The following is a 25,251-nucleotide window of genomic DNA, read 5'->3' as shown; positions in this document are numbered from 1 at the left end:
TATAATTCAATCTATTTAATGAGTCTGATTTGAAATGCAAAAAAGAGTTGCAAAATATTCACAACTCAATTCTTCGATACTGGTCAGCGATAAAAGTCCAATCCTCAATAAACATGGTCCAAAGGTTTGGGCGGCGTCTTACTGCTAACGGATGGTACCCTACGGCTGTTTGAAATCCTTCAACTTGATGCATCTTGCCCCGTAAGCTTTTTACATCTACTTCAGGATCTTGAAAAAAAGATTGAACTGCAACATTTCCTAAACACACAATAAAAGAAGGTTGTTTTACTTGGAGCTGCTTTTTTAAGTGACCCATACAGACTTCGCGAGTTTGTTCTTTATCATAAGCACGTACTGGTTTTCTTTTTAAAATATACGTAATATACAAGTCATCTTTGTCCAAGCCAACCTGATGCACTGCCGCTTGTAATGCTTGCCTTGTCCCGCAAACAAAGGGTGTTCCTTCCCGATCCTCGCGGGCTCCCGGGTTATCGAGAATGACCATAATCGGAGCATCAGGATTCCCTTCTCCCCAGACCATTCGGGTACCATGCTGTATAAGTCCGCATTCTCCGCAATCCTTTAGATGTTCAGGAGTTGGTTCCTCCGGCCAGAGTGATGGACAGAAATCTGTCATTAGGTTCCCTCCATAATATGTAGTACATCATAGTGTCCCATTTTCAGTATGGTTCAAAACCTTTCTGACTGATTAAAATCTGATCTTCAGAAAATAGTGGCTTTAACCTTTCATATACCAACCGAAATGCTGCTGGTCCGTACCATTCTGTTAAACCCAAATTCTCATAAATCTGCTCAATCCCCAGCCGCTTCGTCCGTTTTCCTCCGCTGCCGTCTCCCATAAAAAAATCATCGATACAAACCCGATTGACTAATGATTTTAATTTTTCTGGAAACCCTTCACTGCTTGGTAAAACCGGTGCAATTGTTGCCTGTATTGGAACCCCTGCATCTTTTAGTTGCGCAAGTGTTTTTAATCTTGCACTAATCGGCGGAGCATAAGGTGTAAAATGTTTACGAATCTCTTCTAAATCTGTTTCAATCGTCATACTGACCCGTACTCTGTCTTCTAATTGAAGTAGAAGGTCTATATCTCTGCAAACAAGCGGACTCCTTGTTTGCACCAGTAAAAATTCAGGCGGTTCATAGGCTAGGACTTCCAGTAAGGATCTCGTTATTTTTTCCTTATACTCAATCGGCTGATAGGGGTCAGTGGCCGAGGACATGAAGATCGTAACCCTTCCTTTACCCTTTTCTCTTCTTAGTTCTTTAAGAAGTAAATCGGCAGCACCCTGCTTGATATCCACCCATGTACCCCATTCTTTTTTTCGAAAAAGCGAAACCGGCATTTGCCGGACATAACAATAGGAACATGCAAAGGAACAGCCTGTATATGGATTCAGGGAATGCGTATATCCACTAAGATACCCCGTCCCCTTGTTTAACAGCGTTTTCGGATTTTTAAAAGAAAGCTCACTTCGCGTCATGAAAAATAATCCCCAATGTATATCTTGTTCCCGATATAATTGTACTGACTCCGTGCTTTAAGGTTGTTCGATAATACCCCTTTGTTCCCAATACAGGTCGGTAGTTTGTTGGAAAAATTAGTCCCGCACCTTGTTCGAAGGTTATAACATGGCCTCGGCTTTGCGCTCTCGGACGCTGCTCCACTAACAGAAACTCTCCGCCAGTATAATCTAACTCTTTTTGATTCAAGGCAAATACGACTTGGAAAGGAAAAAAGACATCACCGTATAAATCCTGATGAAGACAGTTGTAACCACCGGATTCATATTTTAATATCAATGGTGTGGAGCGAAGCTGACCCTGTTGGTGACATTTTTCAAGAAAGTTGTCAAGTGACGGAGGATAATTAGCATCACGCCTTAGGTGTTCATTCCAGCGGTTTGCTGTTTTGGCAAGTTCCGGGTAAAAACCTTCTCTAAGTTGTTGGAGTTGGTCCGGCAATGGGGCTTGATAATATTTATACTCCCCAACTCCGAACTTGTATCTGGCCATATTAATTGTGCTGCGAAAACAGTTTTCTTGATAATAGGTATTCACTATGTCATTACATTCATCTTTTTCCAGTATCACAGGCAGGTGTGCGTAACCATTCTCCTCCAGTTCAGTTTGAATATTTCCCCAATTTAATCCCAAAATTCGATTTTTGATACTCATTTTATTTTTTCCCTGCCCTCTCGTTCAATCGTAAGCAGATGTTTTTTCATTTCCAATCCACCACGGTACCCGGTTAGTGAACCATTTTTTCCAATGACTCGATGACATGGAACGGTAATCAGCACCGGATTAGCGCCAATTGCGGTACCCACAGCTCTAACTGCAGCTGGTTTTTGGATATGTTTTGCAATATCTGAATAGGTCCTAGTTTCCCCAAAGGGAATGTCACAAAGGGCTTTCCAGACAGTGACCTGAAATGGTGTTCCATGATAATCCATTGGTACAGTAAATTCTTTACGGTATCCATGCAAATACTCCGTTATTTCCACTACATATGGGTGTAATTTTTCATCATCGCGGATAAACGTGCTGCCGGGATATCGTTTATCCGCCCAAGTGGATAGCTCTTCAAACGGTTGATTTTTTGAACCTACAAAACAAAGCCCTTTTTGGGTTGCTGCTATATAGAGGGTCCATCCATTATCCTCCATTAATGTCCAATAAATTGTCGGTTTACTCTTTGAACTCACTTTTTCCCACCTCCTTATTCCGATATTCAACAGGAGTTAGCCCGTTTTTCTTTTTAAACAATGTTATAAAATATGGTGTATTCGGTAACCCAACCAATAAGGCAATTTCGGCAATTGTTTTTTTTGACTGGATTAGATAGTTTCTGGCTTTATTTATCCTTGTTTGCTGAATGTACTCTACTGGGGTGACTCCTGTTATTCTCTTAAATGTACGGTGCAAATGGTAGGGACTGCCATGACAAACATCAGCCAATATTTCCAGTGTCAGTTTATCAGTGTAATTTTGATCAATATAGTTTTTTATCTGGACAACCCATTCCTGATCAGGAAGCCGGTCACCAGTTGGTTTACAGCGTTTACACGGACGGAAATGAGCGGTCAGGGCCTCCTCCGCATATATAAAAATAAGGACATTTTCCTTTTTCGGCGGTCTTGATTTGCACGATGGCTTGCAAAAAATACCCGTACTCTTCACTGCATAGAAAAATTGCTGATTGTAATTGGCATCATTAAGTAGAATCGCCTGCCATTTTTCTTCAGTCAGTTCTTCAGTTCCTTTCCCAATTTTCATTTCCATCACCTCTGAAAATAGTATACCTTCTCTGAGAGACAAATTTACAGATTTTAATATGTAATAGCAAGATATCGAAATCATTTTTATGTTAAAAATAGAATAGGGACTATTTAAAAATAGGAGGTTTTACTTTGATTAATTGGCAAGACCATGAGAATGAACTAACCTTGTTTACTCCAAAGGAATTTAATTTTAAAGAAAATCTAAATTACTTAACGCGATCCTCGATTGAATGTATGTATATGATAAAGGACGAACGGATCTATAAGGCTATATCGGTTGGACAGGAGATTCCCATTATTGAAATACATGCCGATTCAGAAGATAATTTAGTTATCCGTTTTTTGGGAAATTCATCCCCTCCAAGTAAATTGACCCGAACGGCTGTAGCCTACTATGTGTGGGAGTGGTTTGATTTGGAGAGAGATTTGGTACCGTTTTATGGAATGGCAAAAAAAGATTCCTTGTTAAAAGGAACAGTCGATTCGTTTTATGGATTACGGATTATGGGGATTCCTGATCTTTTTGAGGCGCTTTGCTGGGGCATCCTTGGCCAGCAAATTAATTTGACTTTTGCTTATACTTTAAAAAGGCGACTCGTTGAAAAATTTGGGCAGTGTGTGGAATTTGAGGGTGAATCCTATTGGATATTCCCTAAACCTTCCGATATTGCCGATTTACATGTAGAGGATTTAGTTGCGTTAAGAATGACCGTTAAGAAATGCGAGTATTTGATGGAAGTAGCCAATTTAATGGTAAAGGGAAAATTAACAAAAGAAATTTTATTGGAGGCTGGAAATTTAAAAGGAGCGGAAAAAATGTTAGTTAGCATTCGCGGGATTGGGCCATGGACGGCCAATTATGTCCTGATGCGCTGTTTACGGTTTCCTGAGGCTTTTCCAATTGATGATGTCGGACTGCATAATGCGATTAAACATATATTGGGAACGGATAAAAAACCAACAAAAGATGAAATTTCACATATAGCTGCGAACTGGGGCGGCTGGGAGGCCTATGCAACTTTCTATTTATGGAGGGTTCTATATTAAAGATAGGATCACAAAAGGGGGAAACCAGATGAAAATTCGACTTTCAGACTTTAGTGAAAACTGGGTAGAAATGTTTCAATCGGAGGCTGAATTGCTAAAAACTATTTTTTTGGATCAGATCATTACATTTGAACATTTTGGAAGCACCTCCGTGCAAGGCATGAAGGCAAAACCTGTGATCGATATGATGTGTATTGTAAAGGATATTGAAAAAATTGATTTATTCAACGATAAAATGGATTCTTTAGGTTATGATGTTGCTGGGGAATGGGGAATTTCAGGGAGGAGATTATTCCGAAAAGGCGGGGAGAACAGGACGCATCATATCCACTTTTACCAATTCGAAAACCCTCAAATTGAACGACATTTAATTTTTCGCGATTACCTGAGGTCTCATCATGAAGAAGCAGCCAAATACAGTCGTTTCAAAGAAGAGTTGGCCCAACGTTTCGAGCATACCAGAGAGTATAGCGCGGCCAAAAGGGGATTCATGAAGGAAATGGAACAGCAAGCACTCCGGTGGTTTTCGGAAAAATCACATTGCGATTAAACTTAAGCATCAACACAAAAATTGCATAATCGACTCAAAGCCATTTTTGTGTTGTCCCTTTTTTCTATATAGAATTATATATTCAGCAATAAAATGAACATCCCCCTCACTTCTTCTAAAACAAACCACTTATCATCTCTTTGTATTGCGGCTTCAACATTTACGATAAACATATAAACTCTCCTCTTTTTAAAAGTAATAAAATGGTATATTCTAACTATACATAATATTTGGTAAATAATGTTTAGTCAAACTAAATCGAAAGTGGGAAAGCTATGAGATATGATGTAATTGTAGTAGGTGCCGGTCTCGCTGGTTTAGTTACTACAGCCGAACTTACATCTGCTGGTAAAAAAGTACTCTTATTAGATCAGGAACCTGAAGCATCTCTTGGTGGTCAGGCCTGGTGGTCGTTTGGCGGGTTATTTCTAGTTAATTCACCCGAACAACGAAGAATGGGAATCAAGGATTCCCGCGAGCTTGCCTGGCAGGATTGGTTAGGAGCAGCTGGATATGACCGCTTAGAGGATGAAGATTATTGGGGGAGGAAATGGGCCGAGGCCTATGTTGATTTTGCAGCTGGGGAAAAACGTCAATGGCTTTACGATATGGGAGTCCGATTTTTTCCAGTAGTTGGCTGGGCGGAACGAGGAGGATATCTTGCCGAGGGACATGGAAACTCTGTGCCGCGATTTCATATTGTCTGGGGAACGGGTCCAGGGTTAGTAAAACCTTTTGAAGAACGAGTTCGGAAAGCGATGAAGAATGGACTTGTCGACTACCGTCCGCGACACCGCGTTAATGAATTAATCACCGAAAATGGTACAGTGACTGGAGTTCGTGGTGATACCCTTGTTCCTAGCTCTGTCGCCCGTGGTGTAGCAAGCTCTCGTGAGGTTGTTGGGAATTTTGAGTTTGAATCACAAGCTGTTGTAGTAACGAGCGGTGGTATTGGCGGCAACCATGAGCTGATTCGCAAAAATTGGCCTTCCCGGCTTGGAAATCCACCAAAAAACATGATTTATGGTGTTCCGGAACATGTGGATGGGCGGATGCTTTCAATCACAGAAAAAGCCGGAGGAAGAATTGTCAATCCAGACCGGATGTGGCATTATACAGAAGGCATAAAAAACTGGAATTCAGTTTGGCCAATGCATGGAATTCGTATTCTACCCGGCCCTTCCTCCATTTGGCTTGATGCAACCGGCAGGCGTTTTCCGGCACCAAACTTCCCTGGATTCGACACATTAGGAACCCTGGAAGCCATTATGAAAACAGGCTATGATTACTCATGGTTTATTTTGACTCAGAAAATCATTGAAAAAGAGTTTGCATTATCTGGCTCTGAACAAAATCCTGACTTGACTGAAAAGAGTATCAAAAAAGTTTTATCCCGTGTCCTTCCAGGCCCTACTCCACCTGTCAAAGCGTTCATGGATAAGGGTGAAGATTTTGTGGTGTCAAATACATTGCCTGAACTGGTTATCAAAATGAACAAACTTACGGGAACGAATTTGCTTAAATATGAAGAAATTGAAAGACAGATTCTAGCCAGAGACCGTGAAATGGATAATACGTTTACAAAGGATTTGCAAATAACTGCTTTACGCGGTGCCCGTAACTATCTTGGAGATAAGCTAATTCGAGTTGCATCTCCTCACAAAATCCTTGATCCGAAAATGGGGCCGTTAATTGCAGTCCGACTTAATATAATGAGCCGTAAAACGCTTGGTGGCTTGCAAACGGATTTATCTGGCCGTGTTCTTAATGCATCAGGGAATCCCATCCCAGGTCTTTTTGCTGCGGGTGAAGTTTCCGGGTTTGGCGGCGGCGGTATTCATGGGTATCGTTCGTTGGAAGGGACCTTTGTCGGCGGATGTCTTTTTACAGGAAGGCAGGCGGGGCGTGCACTGGCAAAAGAATTAAAATAGATGCCAAAGCAGCTGAATTCACACTTGAACCCAGCTGCTTTTTTTCTATTCATTTTCTTCTAATTAGTAAACACAAACTCAGTCCTGCTTCCTGTCTGACCGGCGATTACCTCTAGTCTGGCATCAATCCGTTCTTTTAGCTCAGGGACATGGGAGATGATTCCAACCAAACGGCCGCTGCTTTGGATATCGATCAACGCTTCAATTGCCTGATCGAGCGATTCAGGGTCGAGAGTTCCGAACCCTTCATCAATAAACATCGTTTCCAACGAAACGCCGCCAGCATAGTTTTGAACGACATCCGCAAGTCCCAATGCTAATGAAAGTGCAGCCTTAAAGCTTTCCCCGCCAGATAATGTTTTTACATGACGCTCTTGGCCTGTATATTGGTCAAAGACTAAAAGCTCTAAGCCACTTTGAACATTCCCTTTCGAACGATCCGTTTTCCGACTAAGATGGAACCGTCCAGATGTCATCCTACGTAAACGAACATTCGCCTCTCTCAAAATATCATCTAAGAAGGCGGCAAGCACAAAGCGTTCAAAGGTAATCCGGAAAGTATTTTTTCCGCTGGAGATATCGGCAAGATGACCAATCAGCTTATGCCTTTCTTCCAGTACCTTCATTTGTTCATTCAAACCGACAATACGTTGATATATTTCTTCGTTATCACGCTTTTTCATAATAAAATCGGTACGCTCATGATTCAATTGGTCTACCTTATTGACTAATTTTTCCAGGTCCTCCCTTATAGCGGCAACATCAGGTGTTTTAACATCCTTCAATAACCCCTGTAACTGTTCGAATTGGTCGGTAACGGATCTTACATCCTCGCGGTAACGGCGGATTTCCATTTCAATAGTTTGGATTTCTCCATCTGATAGTTTCGCTGCGCTATAATCTCCCCATTTTTCAAAACCTTGCACTGATAACTGATTTAAGAATGCTGCACGTTCTATATCAAGTTCAGCCGCTTTAGCAGTGAGAATTTTCTCAGCATCTACTAATCTTGCAGATTCAGCGGAATGACGTTCTTTTACTGCTTGTAATTGTTGTTTAGCAGCCTCGAACTGTTGAAGTAATGACTCATGAAGTTTCTTGGCCCCAGTAAGTGCCTTTTCATACTCAGCTTCCGTTCGAAGGGTTTCTGGAATACTTTTCATCATTCGTGTCAAATCAGTATTCTTTGCGGTAAAACGTACCCTTAAATCCATAACCTCATTGGCAAGTTGTTGAAGAGCATTCTGTATGGCTGTTTTTCCCGTTTCCGCTTTCTCCAAATTCTCTTGCACCTGTCCAAGGAGTTTGATTTGTTCACCAAGGTTTCTCTGAACCCGATCCAAGCGCTCTTTTTCAAATGTAACCTCCGATTTCACAACATTCAAATCATTCTCTGTAAAATCGGTCCGGTAAAAGTGTATATCCTTGAGAATTTCATCCAATGCTTCCCGTTGCCTTTTTTCTTCTGAGAGGCGTTCGTAGTAACTGGATTCGTCCTTTGATTTTTCTTTTTCCAATAAAGTTACCTGATTCTTAGCTGCCTTTAAATCTTGTTCATTAGGAATGGAATCTTCATGAAAAGGTGCCGGGGATGGATGATGTTCGGAACCACAAACTGGACAGGCTTCTCCCTCATGAAGCTTCGCTGCCAAAAGTGCAGCTTGCCCATGAATCCATTTATTCTCTAAGGTTTCAAGATGAGTCTTTGCATCTAAATAACGAGCAGATGTGTTTTCATAGCGCCCTTTTACAACCTTCAAATTATTTTCTGCTTTTTGATGTAATACAAGTGTTGTTTCATATTTCATGAGGCGTTCAATCTCTGACTGAAGCCGATCCAGTTCACCTTTATTTTCGGCAAAGGCAATCTGACCCTTTTCAATTTCCGCTTTTTGCTGAGAAAGAGACTTGAACTGTTCTTCTAGTTGCGCTAATTTCTTATCTGCTTTTTCTTGCTCTTCCAGCTTCAGTTTCAGCTGACTCTCAACATGTCTTTTCTCTTTATCGAGTGTTGCAAAGGAATAAACATCCTCTTTCATGTGAACAAGACGATTGATTTCTTCCTGGGCAGCCTGACGCTCCCCTTCCCGCTCGAGTTCGGCTTGAACCTTAAGTTCACTTTGTTGGCTAAGGGTCAATAATTTTTCAATTTCGGTTTGAATAGCTGTAACCGAATCTTTCGCTTCATCCATCTGCCGCTTTAAACGATGACAAAGCTCCTCCTGCTTTGCTAAAAGTGCAGCCTTCCGCGCTCTTTCAACTTGTTTTTCTTTACCCGCAAAAATATCTCCTTTTGCTTCCAGCTCGTTTTTTCGAATTAGCAGCTGCTTCTTAGTTTCAAGTTGTTTGAGAATCGCTTCTGCCTCAAAAAGCTGTGCCTTCCGCCCATCTTGTTCCTGTGTTTTTTCCTTCACTGCTTGTTCCAATTTTTCAAGTTCTTCCGCCATTCCGGCAATTTCCTGCAATAATAACGGCAAGATGATCGCATCATTCTCACTTCCCGCTTCCACGTATTCCCGGAGCTCTTCATTGGTTACAGCTTGAATTCGGTGAATAGCTTCATTTCTCGTTTTGATCTGATCCTCAACGGATTTTTTCAGCTCAACCGCTTCATTCTTAAGTTTTTCCTCCACCAATTTATAGATCTGTGTATGGAAAAGCCGCTGTAAAATGACTTCTTTATCTTTACTATCTGAAGTTAACAGTTTTCGGAATTCACCTTGGGGGATCATCAAAATCTGGCGAAATTGATTGCTGTCAATCAGCATGATTTCTTTAATCTTTTCCTCAACATCACTGACTTTAGACGCAATCAGCTTTTTCTCACCTGTTTCATCTACAATGAATAACTCCGCTTTTGCACCTATTTGTGTATAGCCATCACCTTTTTCCTTCTTTTTTAATTGCTGCGGCGAGCGTGTAATCGAATATCGTTTGTTTCGAAGAGAAAAATCAAGTGAAACCTCGGTCAATAAGTCATCCGCTGCAAACTGACTGCGAAGTTCCGGTCCATTGCGGTCTTCACCGCTTGCTTTTCCATAGATCGCATAGCTGAGAGCATCGAAAATGGTTGTTTTACCCGAACCTGTTTTTCCTGAAATGACAAACATCGTTCGATTGCCAAGCTCCCTAAAGTCAATCGACTCAGAACCCGCATATGGCCCAAAGGCCTGCATCGTAAGTTTTATTGGCTTCATTTCGCTCTCTCCTCCTTCAAAACTTTTTCAATCACTTCAGACATAACCTCTTTTTTGTTATTGGTAAATTCAGCAGAAGTCATTTCATTATAAAATTGTTCAAATAACTCAATCTCTGATTTTTTATCCCCTTGTGCCGCATTATAGGATTGTTTTTTCTTCATATCCGATAAATCGATTTTCCGTTCAAGATGCAGTACATTTGGGTATACCTGGCGCAATTTATTAATCGGATCGATTAATGCCCCTTCATCCAATAACGATATTTTCAAATAATCATGGACACGTTGTTTTTCGTAAAATGAAGGGTCTAATAATTCGTCCAGATGTCCTTCAAGTTCCCGCATATCATGTGTAGGGGTTAAAGAACGGTAACGATGTGTAAACTGACCTTTGTCATCCATTTCAATAATGGAAATAGATTTATTTTGTTTCGCTTCAGAAAAAGAATATTTTAGAAGTGAGCCCGAGTATTTCACCTTTTGATGGTTAATCGCATCAGGACTATGAAGATGACCAAGTGCGGTATAGGAAAAGGGTTCAAATAGTTCCGCACCGACACAACCGGAACCGCCGACAGATAAAACTCGTTCAGAGTCCGAGGTCTTCCCACCCAACACAAAGGCATGTCCGACCAAAACGTTCGGTTCGTTTGGATTTAACGTTTCTTCCATTTTACCGACGAGTGCCTTCATAGCATCATGGTGGGAATGGATTGAATCATCCTCCAGAAGCTGACGGACAACACCAGGTTCTGCATAAGGAACGAGATAAAAATTAACACCATTCACTTGAATTGGTGTAAACGTATTGGTTAATTTTCCTGTTAAATAAAATTGACTATGCTTGTACCATGAGCTTCCAAATGAGAGCCGCTCTGCACTGTCATGATTTCCGGCAATTGAGACAATCGGCGTTTTCAGTTCGACATTGATTTTAAAAAGGATTTCATCTAATAATTCGACGGCATCTGTTGGCGGGACGGACCGGTCATATAAATCTCCGGCAATTACGACGGCATCCGGCTGTTCTTCAGCAACAACTTGCACAAACTGGTCAAGAATTTCGCGCTGATTCTCGGTCATATAGACGCCATGCACCAATTTCCCTAAATGCCAGTCGGCTGTATGGATAAACTTCATTCTTTTCACCCCGTTAGCTAGATTTCAATACTACTATTATAGCAAAATACCATATGTAATAGTTTGGGAAATCTAAGAAGGAAATGAAGGTTTTGTGGATGGCTTGTTATGGTGGATGAGAGGGAGTGGAAAGTATTTTGGCTAAACTGGAAAATAAAGTGTATTAAATAGAAAGTATTTTACCAAACTGGAAATAAACCACCCAAACTGGATAGTATTTTAATAAAACCCAAAACATTCACCAAAAATAAAAAACAGCCCGATAATCTATCGGACTGTTGGAATTGGTTTCGTTAAATTACTTTTTAGTTACGTTAGCAGCTTGTGGTCCACGAGCTCCTTCAACTACTTCGAAAGATACTTCTTGACCTTCTTCTAAAGTTTTGAAACCTTCAGATTGGATTGCAGAATAGTGAACGAATACGTCGTTTCCGTCTTCAGCTTCGATGAATCCGAAACCTTTTTCAGAGTTAAACCATTTTACTTTACCGTTTTTCATGTAAAAAAATCCTCCTATTGGCCTCCATAGAAACCATGTGTAAAATTCACCAAATTACAACGTGATAGCTTTACTTTCACTTTCTTATCCAAACTTCGGTAAAAACTTTGAACAAGCTTTTGCATAAATCTAATCTCGTGCAACGGCTGATTAAAATTTAACATTTATTAGGCATATTGTCAAGAAAGGAACGGTTGACACAAATCTACAATATCCTACATCCATCGCAGTCAATCCTGCCTTTGCCATTGGTTATTACCTCATTAAATCTTCTAAAAGGACAGGGTCATGATAATAAAAGAGAAGGAAATTGTCGAATAATATTTGGTCTATAAATAGAAAAACGCCGAAGAAATTAATTCTTCGGCGTGAGCGTCAACTCTTCTTCTCCATCTTTAAATTTATCTAATATAGAGATGGTATCAACAAGGTGATTATTAAAGATTTGACGTGCTACAGCTAATAATTCAATAATCATAGGATCCTTTAGGGTATAAATCACTTTATTTCCTTCTTTTGTCCCTGAGACAATATTTTTTGCCCTTAAAACCTGCAACTGCTGGGAAACAGCGGATCCTTCACTGCCAACCAAGGTTTGAATTTCATTAACATTTTTATCCCCTTCAGCAAGAAGTTCTAAAATGCGGATTCGTAATGGGTGGGCAAGAGCCTTGAAAAACTCCGCTTTAAATTGCTGCATTTCTAAATTCAAATTTTCCACTCCTTTCTAGAAGGTAGCCGATAACTTTTTCCTACCTTCTACAGCCCCAGAAGCAGATAACTTACTACACTCCCTAAAGGCAAAATGTTTACAGCCTAAACATTTGTTTTTGTTAATCTGATCGAGGGCGTACTGAATCGCTTCACCCGTATGCTCAAAGAAATGATCCTTACCAATCATTTGATAGAGGCCGGTCTTCTGCAGAACCCTTTCCGGCTGTGCATTCAGGCCTGATATGATAACTATACCACTTTTTGAAAAATGACGGACAATACTGGCTAAAATCGCCTCACCCGTTGTGTCCATAAATGGAACCCGTCCCATTCGCAATAAAAGGATTCCTGGCCGGTAGTTAATCGTACTCATGATCGTTTTTTCAAAGGTTTGAACTGCCCCGAAAAACAAGGGCCCCTCTACATTAAAAATACTAATTTGCGGACAATCATGTGTATCCGTCACCATATTCGTATCCACTTTTTCATGCTTATGCTTGCGGTTCGGCAAAGCCTTTGCCGTAACTGTTACATCACTCATCCGCTTCACAAAGATAAGCGCTGACATTACTAGACCTACTTCCACCGCAGTTGTCAAATTGACAAAAACCGTTAACAGAAAAGTAACGAGCAAGGTTAAAGAATCCATCGATTTTGTTTTAAATATATGGGAAAACACTTTTCTTTCACTCATGTTCCAGGCAACCACCATCAAAATCGGCGCCATACTCGCAAGCGGGATATAGGATGCATGGGGGGCAAAAAATAAGAGCACCAGTAAAACCACAATCCCATGAATAATCCCGGAAAGCGGTGAAACTGCTCCATTTTTTATATTAGTTGCTGTACGGGCTAATGCCCCGGTTGCCGGAATTCCACCAAATAATGGCGTTATCATATTAGCTATTCCCTGCCCAATCAGTTCCTTATTGCTTTTATGACGGCTATTTGTCATTCCATCCGCAACAACAGCAGATAATAGAGATTCAATCCCGCCAAGCATGGCAATGACAAAGGCTGGTTTTAACAATTTTACAATCATTTCCACACTTAATTGTGGAATCTGAATTTGCGGCAATGTACTAGGGATTTCCCCATAGGCTGTTCCAATTGTCGCTACTTGACCAGGATAAAAAAATGTTGCCGCAAGGGTGGATACGACTAACCCAATTAACGGGCCAGGTACCCTTGGCGCGATCTTTGGAGTCAATATAATCGTGATCAGGCAAATCCCAGCTGTTAAAATACTGTAAAAATTGGCCGTACCGAGATGAACAAAGATTTCCTTTAGGTTAAGAATAAACTCTTCATGTTTTTTGATCCCCGAAAGCCCTAAAAAGCTTGCCACCTGCCCTGTAAAAATTGTTACGGCAATCCCGGTGGTAAAACCAATTGTGACTGGACGCGGAATGTATTTGATGAGCGAACCAAGCTTAAAAATCCCCATCAATGTCATTATAATCCCTGCTAAAAATCCAGCAATTAACAGGTTTTCATAGCCATAGGTCATGACGATTCCGAAAAGAATCGGAATAAATGCACCGGTTGGACCGCCAATTTGATACTTCGAACCACCCAATAAGGAGATAAGGATCCCTGCGACAATCGTCGTATAGATTCCATACTCCGGCTTCACCCCTGAAGCGATGGCGAACGCCATTCCTAAAGGAATCGCGATGACGCCAACAATTAATCCCGAAATGAGATCTTTTGGTACACTGCGTAAGGAATAATGGTGGAATCTTTTGTCTATCAACATACGAACCCTTCTTATCTTCTTATTTTTATATATCTGATTATTTGAATATAGAATAATACTAAGGTTTTAGCAATACTTTTTTCAAAAAAATTTCACTTGTTTTCTATTTTGGCAGATGCTATAATAACAGAGCGATGAGCTGAGTTGTGTAAGCCGAAGAACATTCCTTCTTGGAACACACTATGTGGAGTGTGGTTCTTCGCCTCAATACGCGAGAAGACGCCTTCTTTGAAAGGCGTCTTTTTTTGTTCAATTTTCCCAACTTCTATTAGCACTTTTTTCCTAAATCTTTTACAATAAAGATGGAAGTTTGATTTTAAAGGTGGAGGGATAGACATGAATAACCACGAAATTGATTATAAAATTTATGGGGATGACATGCAGTTTGTTGAGGTGGAATTGGATCCGCAAGAAACGGTCATTGCTGAAGCCGGAAGCTTTATGATGATGGAAGATGACATACATATGGAGACAATCTTTGGTGATGGAAGCGGTGGAAGCGGCGGCCTTATGGGGAAATTGTTCAGTGCAGGAAAACGGATGCTGACTGGTGAAAGCCTATTTATGACTACCTTTACAAATCAAGGAGTAGGGAAAAAGCATGTTTCCTTTGCGGCACCATATCCTGGAAAAGTGATTCCGATGGATTTAAGCGAATTGGGCGGCAAAATTATATGTCAAAAAGATGCTTTCTTAGCTGCGGCAAAGGGGGTTTCGGTGGGAATTGAATTCCAACGAAAGATTGGTGTTGGTTTCTTCGGCGGAGAAGGTTTTATTATGCAGAAACTTGAAGGCGACGGACTCGCATTTGTTCATGCCGGTGGAACAATTGTCCGTAAAGAACTGCTTCCGGGTCAAAGCCTACGGGTAGATACCGGTTGCTTAGTGGCGATGACGAGTAATGTTCAATATGATATTGAATTTGTAAAAGGAGTTAAAACCGCTATGTTCGGCGGCGAAGGTTTATTTTTTGCAACATTGCGCGGACCGGGTTCTGTTTGGGTTCAATCACTGCCGTTCAGCCGGCTTGCCAGCCGTGTGTTTGCAGCCGCCCCTTCCCGCGGCGGCGCTAAAGATGAAGGCAGCATTGCCAGAGGAATTTTTGATATGTTTAATGGGGATTGATAGAGAAGGCAGGGCCGTATCTTTGGCCCTGCTTTTAGTCTGTTTAAAAATAAAAGTGACGATTTTTTCTCGATCCTCACTTTTATAAACATTATCTGGTCGGATTCTTTGGACTATTTTCGAGGATTTGGATGTTTTGATCCCTCTCACCGCCATCTGATAGCTCTTCGGAAAACTCATGATTTGCTTTGTTCCCCAAAAACATCTCAGATGAACGAATGGTCTTTGGTGGTAAATTATTATTAGGTGCTGCCTGCTCATTCCATTTTCCCATCAAAATCACCTCAAGCTTAGTATTGATATTTTTCATTCATTTATGATAAAAATACAAAAAACGCTTGAAACCAAGCGTTTTTAGAGTAATTTTATATAACCATTTTTTTGTTTTCTTTTAATTGAAGTTCTTGCTCCCCTGTTCCATCCTGCTCACGATTCTTCTTAATTTTGAAATGATAAATTAAGTAGCAGGCAATGACAAACGGAACGCCCAGGTAAAGCGCCAAGCGTTGATCCTTATCAAACGCTAAACTTGCAAGAACGATAATGTTTAATGTCAATCCAACAATTGGTACAAGTGGGAAAAGCGGCGTTCTGAATTTTAGGTCCTCCACTTTACCACCCTCACGAATAAACTTTCTACGAAAGGCAATTTGTGAAGCTGTGATAGAGATCCAGCCTACTTGAGCACCTAAGCCTGCTACTGAAAGCAGCCATAAAAATACAGTTTCTTCAGCAAAAAATCCTGATAATAAAGATAATAATGCAATAACCATCGTTATGACAAGTGCGTTAATTGGAACACCGCGTTTAGAAACTTTCGTAAGAGCGGGGCTAGTCATTTTCTCTTTTGACATTGCAAACAACATCCGAGTTGCTGCATAAAGGCCAGAGTTTGCAACTGATAATAATGCAGTTAGAATAACAAAATTCATAATGTCTGCTGCATATGGGATACCAATGCTATCAAAAACAACAACAAATGGACTTTCGACTACCCCTGCTTTATTCATTGGGATAAGTCCTGCTACAACAAAAATCGCTAATACAAAGAAGAAAAGTGTACGCCAAACTGTTTGTTTAATTGATTGCGGAATAGTTTTCTCGGGTTCTTCACTTTCTCCTGCGGCAATCCCGATTAGTTCGGTGCCCTGGAATGAAAAGTTAACCGTAATCATGGTAATAAGTAAAGCAGTAAGACCATGCGGTAGAAGTCCATGAGCAGTGAAATTTGATAAGAAAGGTGCAGGTGTTCCGCCCTTCATATGGACTAATCCAAACATCGCTGCTCCACCTAACACAATAAATAAAACAATGGCAGCAATTTTTATGCTCGCAAACCAGAATTCAGCTTCAGCAAATGCACGTGCGGAAAGTGCGTTTAGAGCGAATAGAATGATTGCAAAAACAGCACTCCAAATCCATACTGGTGTATCAGCAAACCATCTTTGCATCATCTGACCGGCAGATAGTAATTCCAAAGCAACTGTTACTGCCCAGCCTAGCCAATACAACCATCCAAGTGCAAACCCAGTTCCAGGACCAATAAATTTAGTGGTATAGGTTTGAAACGAACCGGAAACTGGCATGGCAACCGATAGTTCTCCAAGGCAGAGCATCGTTAAGAACATTATAAATCCGCCTACGATATAGGAAAGGATCGCACCGGTTGGTCCTGCCTGGCTAATGGTATACCCGGATCCAAGGAATAGACCTGAACCGATGACTCCCCCTAGGGAGATCATGAAAATATGTCTTGCCTTCATCGTTCGTTGTAATTCGTGATTGTTGTTTTCTGGAAAATTCATAGAATTTCTCCTTTCATCCCTGATGTGAATTCGCTTACAATATGGTAAAAATAATGAAAATAGTGACAATTCCGTGCAATAGGGAACGCTTTCAATGTTCCTGCTTGCAATGAGTAGAATAAGCTAATTTGAAAAAATGAGCAAGAGCCAATTCTTGTTAATTTATCACTATTTCTCCTTTAAACATGCAATTTTCATGCCAACTATAATTGTTTGATTTATGAACTTTTTTCGACAAAATGCGCCAAATTTCTTTGCGTTTATATAAATATTTTTGCACAATACTGCAAAAAAAATGCTCCTTCCAAACAAAAGGAAAGAGCATTATATATTTTTACACAACCATTGTTAAATCGTTCTCTTACACCCAGCCACGGAAGCGTGATGCTTCTGCTACTTTTCGAATTCCTACCATATATGCAGCTAATCTCATATCTACCTGATGAGTTTGAGCAGCTTGGTAAATATTTTCAAACGATTCGACCATTACTTTTTCTAGCTTCTCTTCAACTTCTTCTTCTGACCAATAATATCCTTGGTTATTTTGTACCCATTCGAAATAAGATACAGTTACACCACCAGCACTTGCAAGAATATCTGGAACAAGGAGAATGCCACGTTCAGTTAAAATTTTTGTTGCTTCAAGTGTAGTTGGTCCGTTCGCTGCTTCTACAATAATCGAAGCTTTAATTTTATCTGCATTGTGGCCAGTAATTTGATTTGAAATTGCAGCAGGGATAAGAATATCGCAATCTGATTCAAGTAATTCTTCATTTGTAATCGTATTTTTAAATAGTTGAGAGAATGTTCCGAAACTATCTCTACGATCTAACAGATCATTAATATCAAGACCATTTTCATCATATATAGCGCCATACACATCCGAAACACCAACAACTTTTGCACCTGCATCATGCATGAATTTTGCAAGGAAGCTTCCGGCGTTTCCGAACCCCTGAATAACAACACGTGCACCTTCAAGAGCCATACCTTTTTTCTTAACTGCCTCTTTGACACACATTGTAACGCCTGCTGCCGTTGCAGTTTCGCGTCCTTGTGAACCACCAAGCACTAATGGTTTACCTGTGATAAATCCTGGTGAGTCAAACTCGCGTAAGCGACTGTATTCATCCATCATCCAAGCCATGATTTGTGAGTTTGTATAAACATCTGGTGCTGGAATATCTTTTGTTGGTCCTACAATCTGGCTGATTGCACGCACATAGCCGCGGCTTAAGCGTTCAAGCTCTCTGAATGACATTTTTTTCGGATCACAGATAATACCGCCTTTACCTCCTCCATATGGAAGGTTGGTGATTCCACATTTTAAACTCATCCAAATTGACAGGGCTTTTACTTCTTCTTCATTTACCTCTGGGTGGAAACGCACGCCGCCTTTGGTTGGACCCACTGCATCATTGTGCTGGGAGCGGTAACCAGTAAAAATTTGAACAGTTCCATCATCCATTCTTACTGGTATGCGCACAGTTAGTAAACGAATTGGCTCTTTTAATAACTCGAACATTTCGTTTGTATATCCTAATTTTGAAAGTGCTTTTTGAATCACTGTTTGTGTGGAGTAGAACAAATTTAATGATTCTTCTTCTTGTTGTTGTTCTTTTGTCATTTGATCTATCACAGTATTTGCGGTCATGATTGACACCTCTATAAATGTAATGGTATTGGTTTAACAAATAAAATTATTTAGATAATACTTTTTCAATTTTTTCAAATGCCCAATCGATTTCTTCTTTAGAAATAATAAGCGGTGGTGCAAATCGAATTACTGTATCATGTGTTTCCTTACAAAGGAGACCTTCTTCTTTCAATTGTTCGCAATAGGCCCGCGCCTCTACCGTTAATTCAACCCCGATAAATAATCCTCTTCCTCGAACTTCTTTAATCATTGGATTGTTGATGGTTTTTAATTTTTCAATGAAATAGTTACCTAATTCTAAAGAACGTTCAGATAATTTCTCATCTTCAAGCACTTCTAAGGCAGCAATGGATACAGCACATGCAAGTGGGTTTCCACCGAATGTAGATCCGTGAGAACCTGGGTTAAATACACCTAATACATCTGAGTTTGCAACCACACAAGAGATTGGGAATACTCCGCCTCCAAGTGCTTTACCCAAAATCAACATGTCTGGAGTTACCTCTTCCCATTCTACAGCAAACATTTTACCTGTACGTGCAAGACCTGCTTGAATTTCATCTGCAATGAATAATACATTGTTTTCTTTACACAATTCAGATGCTGCTTTTAAGAAACCTTGTGGTGGAATAATGATTCCTGCTTCCCCCTGGATAGGTTCGATGATAAATGCAGCTGTATTTGGAGTAATTGCAGCTGTTAATGCTTCAAGGTCACCATATGGAACTAATTTAATTCCTGGAAGCATTGGCCCGAATCCGCGCTTATATTCTGCATCAGATGACATACTTACCGCACCCATTGTACGTCCGTGGAAGTTACCAATGCACGCAATAATTTCCGCTTGATTTTCAGCAATTCCTTTTACATCGTAGCCCCAGCGGCGAGCTGCTTTTAAAGCAGTTTCCACTGCTTCTGCACCAGTGTTCATAGGCAATACCATGTCTTTACCAGTTAATTTACTTACTTTTTCATACCATGGACCAAGTTGATCACTGTGGAATGCACGTGATGTTAGGGTTACACGGTCTGCTTGGTCTTTTAATGCTTGAATGATTTTTGGATGACGATGTCCTTGGTTTACTGCTGAATACGCACTAAGCATATCCATGTATCGAATACCTTCTGGGTTTTCTACCCAAACTCCTTCAGCCTTCGCAATAACGATTGGCAGTGGATGGTAGTTATTAGCACCATATTTTTGTGTTTGCTCAATAATGTTAGATGATTTTTGTGTTGTAGCTACTGTCATGTTATATTTCCCCTTTCATTTCGTTGCATTAAACTAATATGCAAGTTTCGTGCCAACTTGTATTTTTGCAGTTTGGAAAGGGTTTCAGCTTTTTGAGTGCCATATTATTTTGCGTATATTGTTTTTTTAATCACTTAAACGCAAAAATATTTTGCGTATCGCACGTTTTTCCGTTAATATAGAATCATAGTGAAAGTAGCAAGGGGAATGAATATGGAGAAAAAATCTATTGAATACTTAGAATATGTAAATCAGATGTACAAACGGATTTTAGATGAAGTGGATGTTGGTGTTCATGCCGTGGACGGTTCGGGAAAAACCATTATCTATAACAAAAAAATGATGCAAATGGAATCGATGGATATCCAAGACGTTATTCATAAAAATCTATTAGATGTTTTCAGGTTCAAGGATAATCAATCTAGTACACTCGTAAAAGCTTTACAAGAAGGTAAAGAAACGAAAAATGTAAAACAAACCTACTTTAATAATAAGGGACGAGAAATTTCAACCATCAATAACACGATTCCAATTTATACCGACGGAGATATTCAAGGTGCAGTCGAAATTGCAAATGATATCACAAAGCTTGAGCGCCTCATGAAGGGAAATATGAATGGAAAGGGCGCACCAAGTTTTACCTTTGATAGTATTATTGGGGAAAGTCCCGCAATCAGAGAGGTCATTGAAAGCGCAAAGCGGGCAACGCGTACCTCTTCCTATGTGTTAATTGTCGGTGAAACTGGAACAGGGAAAGAGCTTTTTGCTCAAAGCATCCATAACGGCAGTAACCGCTTATCAGGTCCATTCATTTCCCAGAACTGTGCGGCTCTGCCTGATAATTTAATCGAAAGTTTGCTTTTTGGGACAAAGCGCGGGGCGTTTACAGGTGCAATGGATACCCCAGGACTTTTTGAACAAGCAAATGGCGGAACTTTACTACTGGATGAAATTAATTCATTAAATATGAATCTGCAAGCAAAATTATTGCGCGTCCTTCAGGAAAAAACAATAAGAAGGATTGGGGATACAAAGGATACTCCAGTGGATGTCCGTGTCATCGCCAATATTAACGAAGATCCAATTGATGCGGTTGCCAATAATCATATGCGTAAGGACCTTTATTACAGGCTTGGGGTCGTAACCGTTTTTATCCCGCCACTAAGGGAACGGAAAGATGATATTCCATTACTCGTCGGGCATTTTATTCAAAAATATAATAAACGATTCCATATGAATGTACAAGGATTGCACGAAGAGGTGCAAGAATCCTTTCTTGAATATGACTGGTTTGGGAATGTTCGTGAGCTTGAACATGTGATTGAAGCGGCGATGAACAATATGATGGATGAGGAATTGATCCGCTATATTCATCTTCCCTATCAATATCGGAATAAAATGCAGTTAAAAGAACGGATGATTCCAATTTCCTCCGTTGAAACCTTTATTAACCGCAATGAGGAAGTTGCTGTTCCATTGAAGGAACAGATGGAGCTATTTGAAAAGTCTTATATCGAACATGTTTTGAAAAAGAATGATGATAATATCTCCAGAACAGCAAAATTACTTGGGTTAAGCCGACAAAGTCTGCAGTATCGAATGAAGAAACTGAAAATCGAATAAAAATGAGACGGTGTGCAAAATTTTATTGCACACCGCCTTTTTGTATTAAGGTTTGCCTGCTACCAATGTGTACGTTTTCGGTAAGCCAATATCATGGACTTTATGATTAGGTTCTTCTTCTAACACTGTTATTCGGAGGCCGTTTTGCCCTACAGCTGTTATCACTTCCCCTAAGGTCCATTTTCGCTGTAATGACTTCGAAAGCTCCGTATGGTGTTCGGAACCCATATGCTTCGAAAAAGCGACATTGACTTCTTCTAATGACGGATCAAAATAATTCCCCGTCACTTTATGTTTCTTCCCGCTTGAAGTAATGAGCTTTGTGGAGATGGGATGAAATTCATGAAGAATAAAGATTCCACCTTTAGAAAGCTTAGAATAAATGGTTGAAAATAACGGATGTAAGTCAATAAAATAATGTAATACCCCTAATTCCAGTAAGACCATATCATATGCTTCGTTTTGAATGAGATTTGAAAGGTTTAAGACATCTGAGACAACATACTCTAGTGAAACTCCTGATTCTTGGGCTACTTCTTTAGCAAAACGTTCATTTTCCGCAGAAAAATCAACAATCGTTACATTTGCCCCCAATAAGGAAAGGGCCACCCCCTTAACCCCGTTCGATCCCATTAAATGAAGGATTTTTTTATCCTTTAGATCCCCCATATATTTTAAAAATGGGTGGAGACGCCATTCCGGATTCTCTCTAATTTTTGTCGCAGCATTGGCAGGCTCTCCATAGCGATTGATTAATGCTTCGTAATTATTTTGATTCCATGCCCTCTGATTGGCTTTTGTCATTTGTTTTTGATTATTTAAGAGATAAGAATGAACCTTCTCAGCTAGCACCGGATTAGCTTTGGGGTTATACAAGAATGTATAAAATGATAAACACCAAACCATTACTCCCTCTATGTCTACCGCGATTCGGTAAGGGTTGGTTCGGATAGTTGTATTATATTCGCAATGAATATGTACCCTCTTTTCATCGTAACCAACCGTAAACGAAGCACTTTTAACATCTTTATTAATCTCAGAAGGCAAATCATCTAGAAACAATGCATAAACCTGTTCAAGCGCATCCCATTGAACATCAATAAAAATAGATTTCGAACTTTCCATCTGAATTCCCTGTATAGCCAAGGAAGTTGGACCAACAAATTGATAAGAGATATTTTTTTCTTCAAATAATTTAGCGAGACTAAGAATAGTTTTCATAGTGCCTGGCACCACCCGAATTTTGTCGAATTATATTTCACAAACTTGAGCATTAATACATAAACTATTGATAAGAGAATTACTTTTTAAGCTATGAATCATTATAGCAATTAAGTAAAATTCTCTGCAATGGAATCTAATTATTATAACGGATTCTGTTTTTAAAGGAAAAATACGAGCATAAATATTCCATTTTTTACTCATACTAACGAAAAACTGAGGTGATGGAAATGGGATTACTCAACTCCTATAATCAATGGAGAGAAAATAAATATCAAAATTTTGTCTCCAACATGAAAGACCAAGGCAAATGTCCTGATTGCCAAGGCAGAGGCTATACCGTTTATCCTTATAATGAATTTGCTTATTTCAATTCCTTTGAATGCCCAGGCTGTCAAGGCAGCGGTACGTATACAGATTGGGAGGAAACGAGATAATCATTAAAAATCAAACCCTTCGATGGAATATCGAAGGGTTTTTTGCTGAAATTATTTTATTTTCCATTTCTTGTGAAAAACTGCCTAAAGGAATGTATCTAGTATCATTGCTACAGCAAACGCTACAAAAGAAAGAATCGTTTCTAACACGGTCCACGTTTTAAAGGTTTCTACCACACTTAATCCTAAATACTCTTTTACCATCCAAAAGCCGGCATCGTTCACATGTGAAAACATTAAGGAACCTGCACCTGTCACAATAACCAGCAATTCAAGATTAACCCCCGACATATGCTGAATGACCGGTGAGACAATTCCGGCTGCCGTGGTGAGTGCGACGGTTGCAGAACCTGTAGCAATTCGGATTAAACCTGCGATGATGAAAGCAAGTACCAATGGTGACAGGGATAAATTATTTGCCATTTTAGCAATGGTATCCCCTACCCCACTCTCAATTAAAATACCTTTAAATCCCCCACCCGCACCAATAATGAGCGCAATCGATCCAATTGGGAGCAGACATTCTTCGGTTAATTTCTTAATCAGGCCTCGGTCCATTCCCTTGCGCATCCCGAGAAAATAATAAGCCACAAAAACGGAAATGAGAAGCGCAATAATCGGACTTCCGATAAAGGTAAAAAATTTCATTAACCATGGAGGTAATCCCAAATATGGTGCTACAGCCGATAAAACCATCAAAATAACCGGGAGGAGGATAATAAAAAAGGATATCCCCGTTCCAGGTAAAGAGGTGGACCTGGTTTCAATTTTAATTAATTCAGGCTCTCCTTCTGGAATCACCCGTTTATGAACCCATTTTGCAAATACCGGGCCTGCGAGGATTGCCGGTATAATCGCAACAACAAGGGAATAGATTAAGACTTTTCCAAGATTAGCTTTATAAATACTAATGGCTGCTAATGCCCCTGGGTGCGGCGGCACAAGGCCGTGAACAATTGATAAACCTGTAATACAAGGCAGTGCGATTAGTAAAATATTTTGCTTTGATGTTTTCCAAATGGAAATGACTAATGGTAATAAAATTAAAATTCCTACTTCAAAAAATACGGGAATACCGATAATAAAACCAGATAGTAACATCGCCCATGGTAGGTTCTTAACTCCAAAAGCTCGAATAAAAAACTCTGCTATTTGTGTCCCTGCACCTGTGTCGGCCATCATTTTACCCAATATGGTTCCTAAGGCAAGGATCCCAATTAAGTGTCCTAAAACACCACCGACTCCTGTCTCATAAGCTGCAACAATTTTATCAAGCGGCACTCCCGCTACTAGTGCTAAAAACATACTGGCTACAAGTAAACTAATAAATGCATGCAACTTAAAAACTGATACTCCGATCACGACAATGAGAATCGAGATGACTGTCATCAACAATAAGTAAGTATCCAATTATATTCACCGTCCTACTAATGTGTTTTCCTGAATTTCTCCAGGAAGATAGTGAACAATTAATCCTCCTATGAATTTCTATTAGATTAGGTGTATTGTTTACCATGTCACAAATGAAAATACAAAATTTTTCTACCGCATATTAAAAAGGGTTTTGGAAACGTTAAACTTATGTCTGTTCATCATTTTCTAGGGGGTTAAACAATGTCTGTGTTTGTTTACCAAACGTTTGAAATTAAACAAGACAAATTTAAAGAAGCCATTGAAAATTTGAAAGAAATTAAAAAATTTAGGAACGAAAATTATAATCATAAAATAGAAATCTTAACACCGATTTCAGGAAAAGATCATACGTATTCCTTTTTTTCCACTTATGAGGGACTGGCAGAAATGGAATTACAGAACAAAAAAATGTTTTACGATGAGGAATACTTAAAATTAATCAGTGAGTTTTTTTTAGAAAATGTTGTTCAAGGAAGTATGTATACACAAATCTTTCGCACCATTAGCGAAGGGAAAGGGTAAAAAATGGGTCCAGCTCCTACAACGATGGATCTGGATCCCTTTGCTATTAAAA

General features: G+C 39.8%; 23 protein-coding genes. 7 read left to right on the top strand and 16 right to left on the bottom strand.

The window, feature by feature from the left end:
- Nucleotides 1-58: 58 nt before the first annotated feature.
- The 5 genes from M028_RS0118385 to M028_RS0118365 are packed head-to-tail and all read right to left on the bottom strand — an operon-like array spanning nucleotide 59 to nucleotide 3,300.
- Nucleotides 59-637, bottom strand: a complete 579-nt coding sequence (locus M028_RS0118385) for a uracil-DNA glycosylase (RefSeq protein WP_026575172.1) — start codon at nucleotides 635-637, stop codon at nucleotides 59-61.
- 43 nt (nucleotides 638-680) lie between these two features.
- Nucleotides 681-1,505: an SPL family radical SAM protein gene (locus M028_RS0118380; RefSeq protein ID WP_026575171.1), complete on the bottom strand. Its 825-nt coding sequence runs from the start codon at nucleotides 1,503-1,505 to the stop codon at nucleotides 681-683.
- The gene (locus tag M028_RS0118375; protein WP_026575170.1) at nucleotides 1,492-2,199 is read right to left on the bottom strand and encodes a 2OG-Fe(II) oxygenase; all 708 of its coding nucleotides are present in this window, start codon (nucleotides 2,197-2,199) and stop codon (nucleotides 1,492-1,494) included. The genes M028_RS0118380 and M028_RS0118375 overlap by 14 nt, the downstream gene beginning before the upstream one ends.
- A complete protein-coding gene (locus M028_RS0118370; RefSeq protein ID WP_026575169.1) occupies nucleotides 2,196-2,729 on the bottom strand; it encodes a methylated-DNA--[protein]-cysteine S-methyltransferase in 534 nt (177 codons plus the stop codon). The genes M028_RS0118375 and M028_RS0118370 overlap by 4 nt, the downstream gene beginning before the upstream one ends.
- Nucleotides 2,713-3,300 carry a bifunctional transcriptional activator/DNA repair enzyme AdaA gene (locus tag M028_RS0118365; protein ID WP_231510838.1) on the bottom strand — a complete coding sequence of 196 codons (588 nt, stop codon included), beginning with the start codon at nucleotides 3,298-3,300 and terminating at the stop codon, nucleotides 2,713-2,715. Before M028_RS0118365 ends, M028_RS0118370 begins: the two co-directional genes overlap by 17 nt.
- 137 nt (nucleotides 3,301-3,437) lie before the next feature.
- On the opposite strand from M028_RS0118365, the gene M028_RS0118360 reads away from it, so the two are divergent.
- The 3 genes from M028_RS0118360 (at nucleotide 3,438) to M028_RS0118345 (ending at nucleotide 6,833) form a co-directional block, all read left to right on the top strand.
- Entirely contained in the window at nucleotides 3,438-4,352 is a 915-nt protein-coding gene (locus tag M028_RS0118360) for a DNA-3-methyladenine glycosylase family protein (RefSeq protein WP_035424369.1), read from the top strand.
- A gap of 28 nt (nucleotides 4,353-4,380) precedes the next feature.
- Nucleotides 4,381-4,902, top strand: coding sequence for a GrpB family protein (locus M028_RS0118355; RefSeq protein WP_026575166.1), 522 nt, complete (start codon nucleotides 4,381-4,383; stop codon nucleotides 4,900-4,902).
- A gap of 275 nt (nucleotides 4,903-5,177) precedes the next feature.
- Complete coding sequence (locus M028_RS0118345; protein WP_026575165.1) at nucleotides 5,178-6,833, top strand: FAD-binding dehydrogenase; 1,656 nt, start codon at nucleotides 5,178-5,180, stop codon at nucleotides 6,831-6,833.
- A 59-nt stretch (nucleotides 6,834-6,892) separates the two neighbouring features.
- Here M028_RS0118345 and M028_RS0118340 read toward each other — a convergent pair whose 3' ends face one another.
- The 5 genes from M028_RS0118340 to M028_RS0118320 all read right to left on the bottom strand — a co-directional run bounded on the left by M028_RS0118340 (nucleotide 6,893) and on the right by M028_RS0118320 (nucleotide 14,144).
- On the bottom strand, nucleotides 6,893-10,030 hold the full coding sequence (locus M028_RS0118340; RefSeq protein WP_026575164.1) for an AAA family ATPase: 3,138 nt from the start codon (nucleotides 10,028-10,030) through the stop codon (nucleotides 6,893-6,895).
- Nucleotides 10,027-11,172 (bottom strand): exonuclease SbcCD subunit D, encoded by a 1,146-nt coding sequence (locus tag M028_RS0118335; protein WP_026575163.1) that lies wholly within the window; start codon nucleotides 11,170-11,172, stop codon nucleotides 10,027-10,029. The genes M028_RS0118340 and M028_RS0118335 overlap by 4 nt, the downstream gene beginning before the upstream one ends.
- Before the next feature lie 298 nt (nucleotides 11,173-11,470).
- On the bottom strand, nucleotides 11,471-11,671 hold the full coding sequence (locus M028_RS0118330) for a cold-shock protein (RefSeq protein ID WP_026575162.1): 201 nt from the start codon (nucleotides 11,669-11,671) through the stop codon (nucleotides 11,471-11,473).
- A 355-nt stretch (nucleotides 11,672-12,026) separates the two neighbouring features.
- A complete protein-coding gene (locus M028_RS0118325) occupies nucleotides 12,027-12,383 on the bottom strand; it encodes an ArsR/SmtB family transcription factor (RefSeq protein ID WP_026575161.1) in 357 nt (118 codons plus the stop codon).
- A gap of 15 nt (nucleotides 12,384-12,398) precedes the next feature.
- The gene (locus M028_RS0118320) at nucleotides 12,399-14,144 is read right to left on the bottom strand and encodes a SulP family inorganic anion transporter (RefSeq protein ID WP_026575160.1); all 1,746 of its coding nucleotides are present in this window, start codon (nucleotides 14,142-14,144) and stop codon (nucleotides 12,399-12,401) included.
- A 336-nt stretch (nucleotides 14,145-14,480) separates the two neighbouring features.
- Here M028_RS0118320 and M028_RS0118310 point away from each other — a divergent pair, with 336 nt between their 5' ends.
- A complete protein-coding gene (locus M028_RS0118310) occupies nucleotides 14,481-15,269 on the top strand; it encodes a TIGR00266 family protein (RefSeq protein ID WP_026575158.1) in 789 nt (262 codons plus the stop codon).
- A 91-nt stretch (nucleotides 15,270-15,360) separates the two neighbouring features.
- On the opposite strand, the gene M028_RS0118305 is transcribed toward M028_RS0118310, so the two are convergent.
- The 4 genes from M028_RS0118305 to M028_RS0118290 all read right to left on the bottom strand — a co-directional run bounded on the left by M028_RS0118305 (nucleotide 15,361) and on the right by M028_RS0118290 (nucleotide 19,983).
- Nucleotides 15,361-15,543, bottom strand: a complete 183-nt coding sequence (locus M028_RS0118305; protein WP_026575157.1) for a hypothetical protein — start codon at nucleotides 15,541-15,543, stop codon at nucleotides 15,361-15,363.
- Nucleotides 15,544-15,634: 91 nt separating this feature from the next.
- Nucleotides 15,635-17,074, bottom strand: coding sequence for an amino acid permease (locus M028_RS0118300; RefSeq protein WP_026575156.1), 1,440 nt, complete (start codon nucleotides 17,072-17,074; stop codon nucleotides 15,635-15,637).
- 361 nt (nucleotides 17,075-17,435) lie between these two features.
- Complete coding sequence (locus tag M028_RS0118295; RefSeq protein WP_197031447.1) at nucleotides 17,436-18,701, bottom strand: Glu/Leu/Phe/Val family dehydrogenase; 1,266 nt, start codon at nucleotides 18,699-18,701, stop codon at nucleotides 17,436-17,438.
- A 73-nt stretch (nucleotides 18,702-18,774) separates the two neighbouring features.
- On the bottom strand, nucleotides 18,775-19,983 hold the full coding sequence (locus M028_RS0118290; protein WP_026575154.1) for an ornithine--oxo-acid transaminase: 1,209 nt from the start codon (nucleotides 19,981-19,983) through the stop codon (nucleotides 18,775-18,777).
- Nucleotides 19,984-20,196: 213 nt separating this feature from the next.
- Between M028_RS0118290 and M028_RS0118285 the strand changes: the two genes are divergently transcribed.
- Nucleotides 20,197-21,606 (top strand): sigma-54 interaction domain-containing protein, encoded by a 1,410-nt coding sequence (locus tag M028_RS0118285; RefSeq protein ID WP_026575153.1) that lies wholly within the window; start codon nucleotides 20,197-20,199, stop codon nucleotides 21,604-21,606.
- Between the two features lie 45 nt (nucleotides 21,607-21,651).
- Here M028_RS0118285 and M028_RS33645 read toward each other — a convergent pair whose 3' ends face one another.
- On the bottom strand, nucleotides 21,652-22,827 hold the full coding sequence (locus tag M028_RS33645) for a class I SAM-dependent methyltransferase (RefSeq protein WP_231510837.1): 1,176 nt from the start codon (nucleotides 22,825-22,827) through the stop codon (nucleotides 21,652-21,654).
- A 230-nt stretch (nucleotides 22,828-23,057) separates the two neighbouring features.
- Here M028_RS33645 and M028_RS0118275 point away from each other — a divergent pair, with 230 nt between their 5' ends.
- A complete protein-coding gene (locus M028_RS0118275) occupies nucleotides 23,058-23,264 on the top strand; it encodes a methionine aminopeptidase (RefSeq protein WP_026575151.1) in 207 nt (68 codons plus the stop codon).
- Nucleotides 23,265-23,348: 84 nt separating this feature from the next.
- Here the strand turns inward: M028_RS0118275 and M028_RS0118270 are convergent, their stop codons facing one another.
- Nucleotides 23,349-24,674, bottom strand: a complete 1,326-nt coding sequence (locus M028_RS0118270) for a GntP family permease (RefSeq protein WP_026575150.1) — start codon at nucleotides 24,672-24,674, stop codon at nucleotides 23,349-23,351.
- Nucleotides 24,675-24,878: 204 nt separating this feature from the next.
- On the opposite strand from M028_RS0118270, the gene M028_RS0118265 reads away from it, so the two are divergent.
- Nucleotides 24,879-25,199 (top strand): hypothetical protein, encoded by a 321-nt coding sequence (locus tag M028_RS0118265; RefSeq protein WP_026575149.1) that lies wholly within the window; start codon nucleotides 24,879-24,881, stop codon nucleotides 25,197-25,199.
- Nucleotides 25,200-25,251: the final 52 nt, after the last annotated feature.

This window comes from Bacillus sp. UNC438CL73TsuS30, assembly GCF_000482325.1.
In the GTDB taxonomy this organism is placed as follows: Bacteria; Bacillota; Bacilli; order Bacillales; family Cytobacillaceae; genus Neobacillus.
The sequence above is the reverse complement of the archived record's forward strand: the minus strand, read 5'-3'. Positions and strand labels throughout refer to the sequence as shown.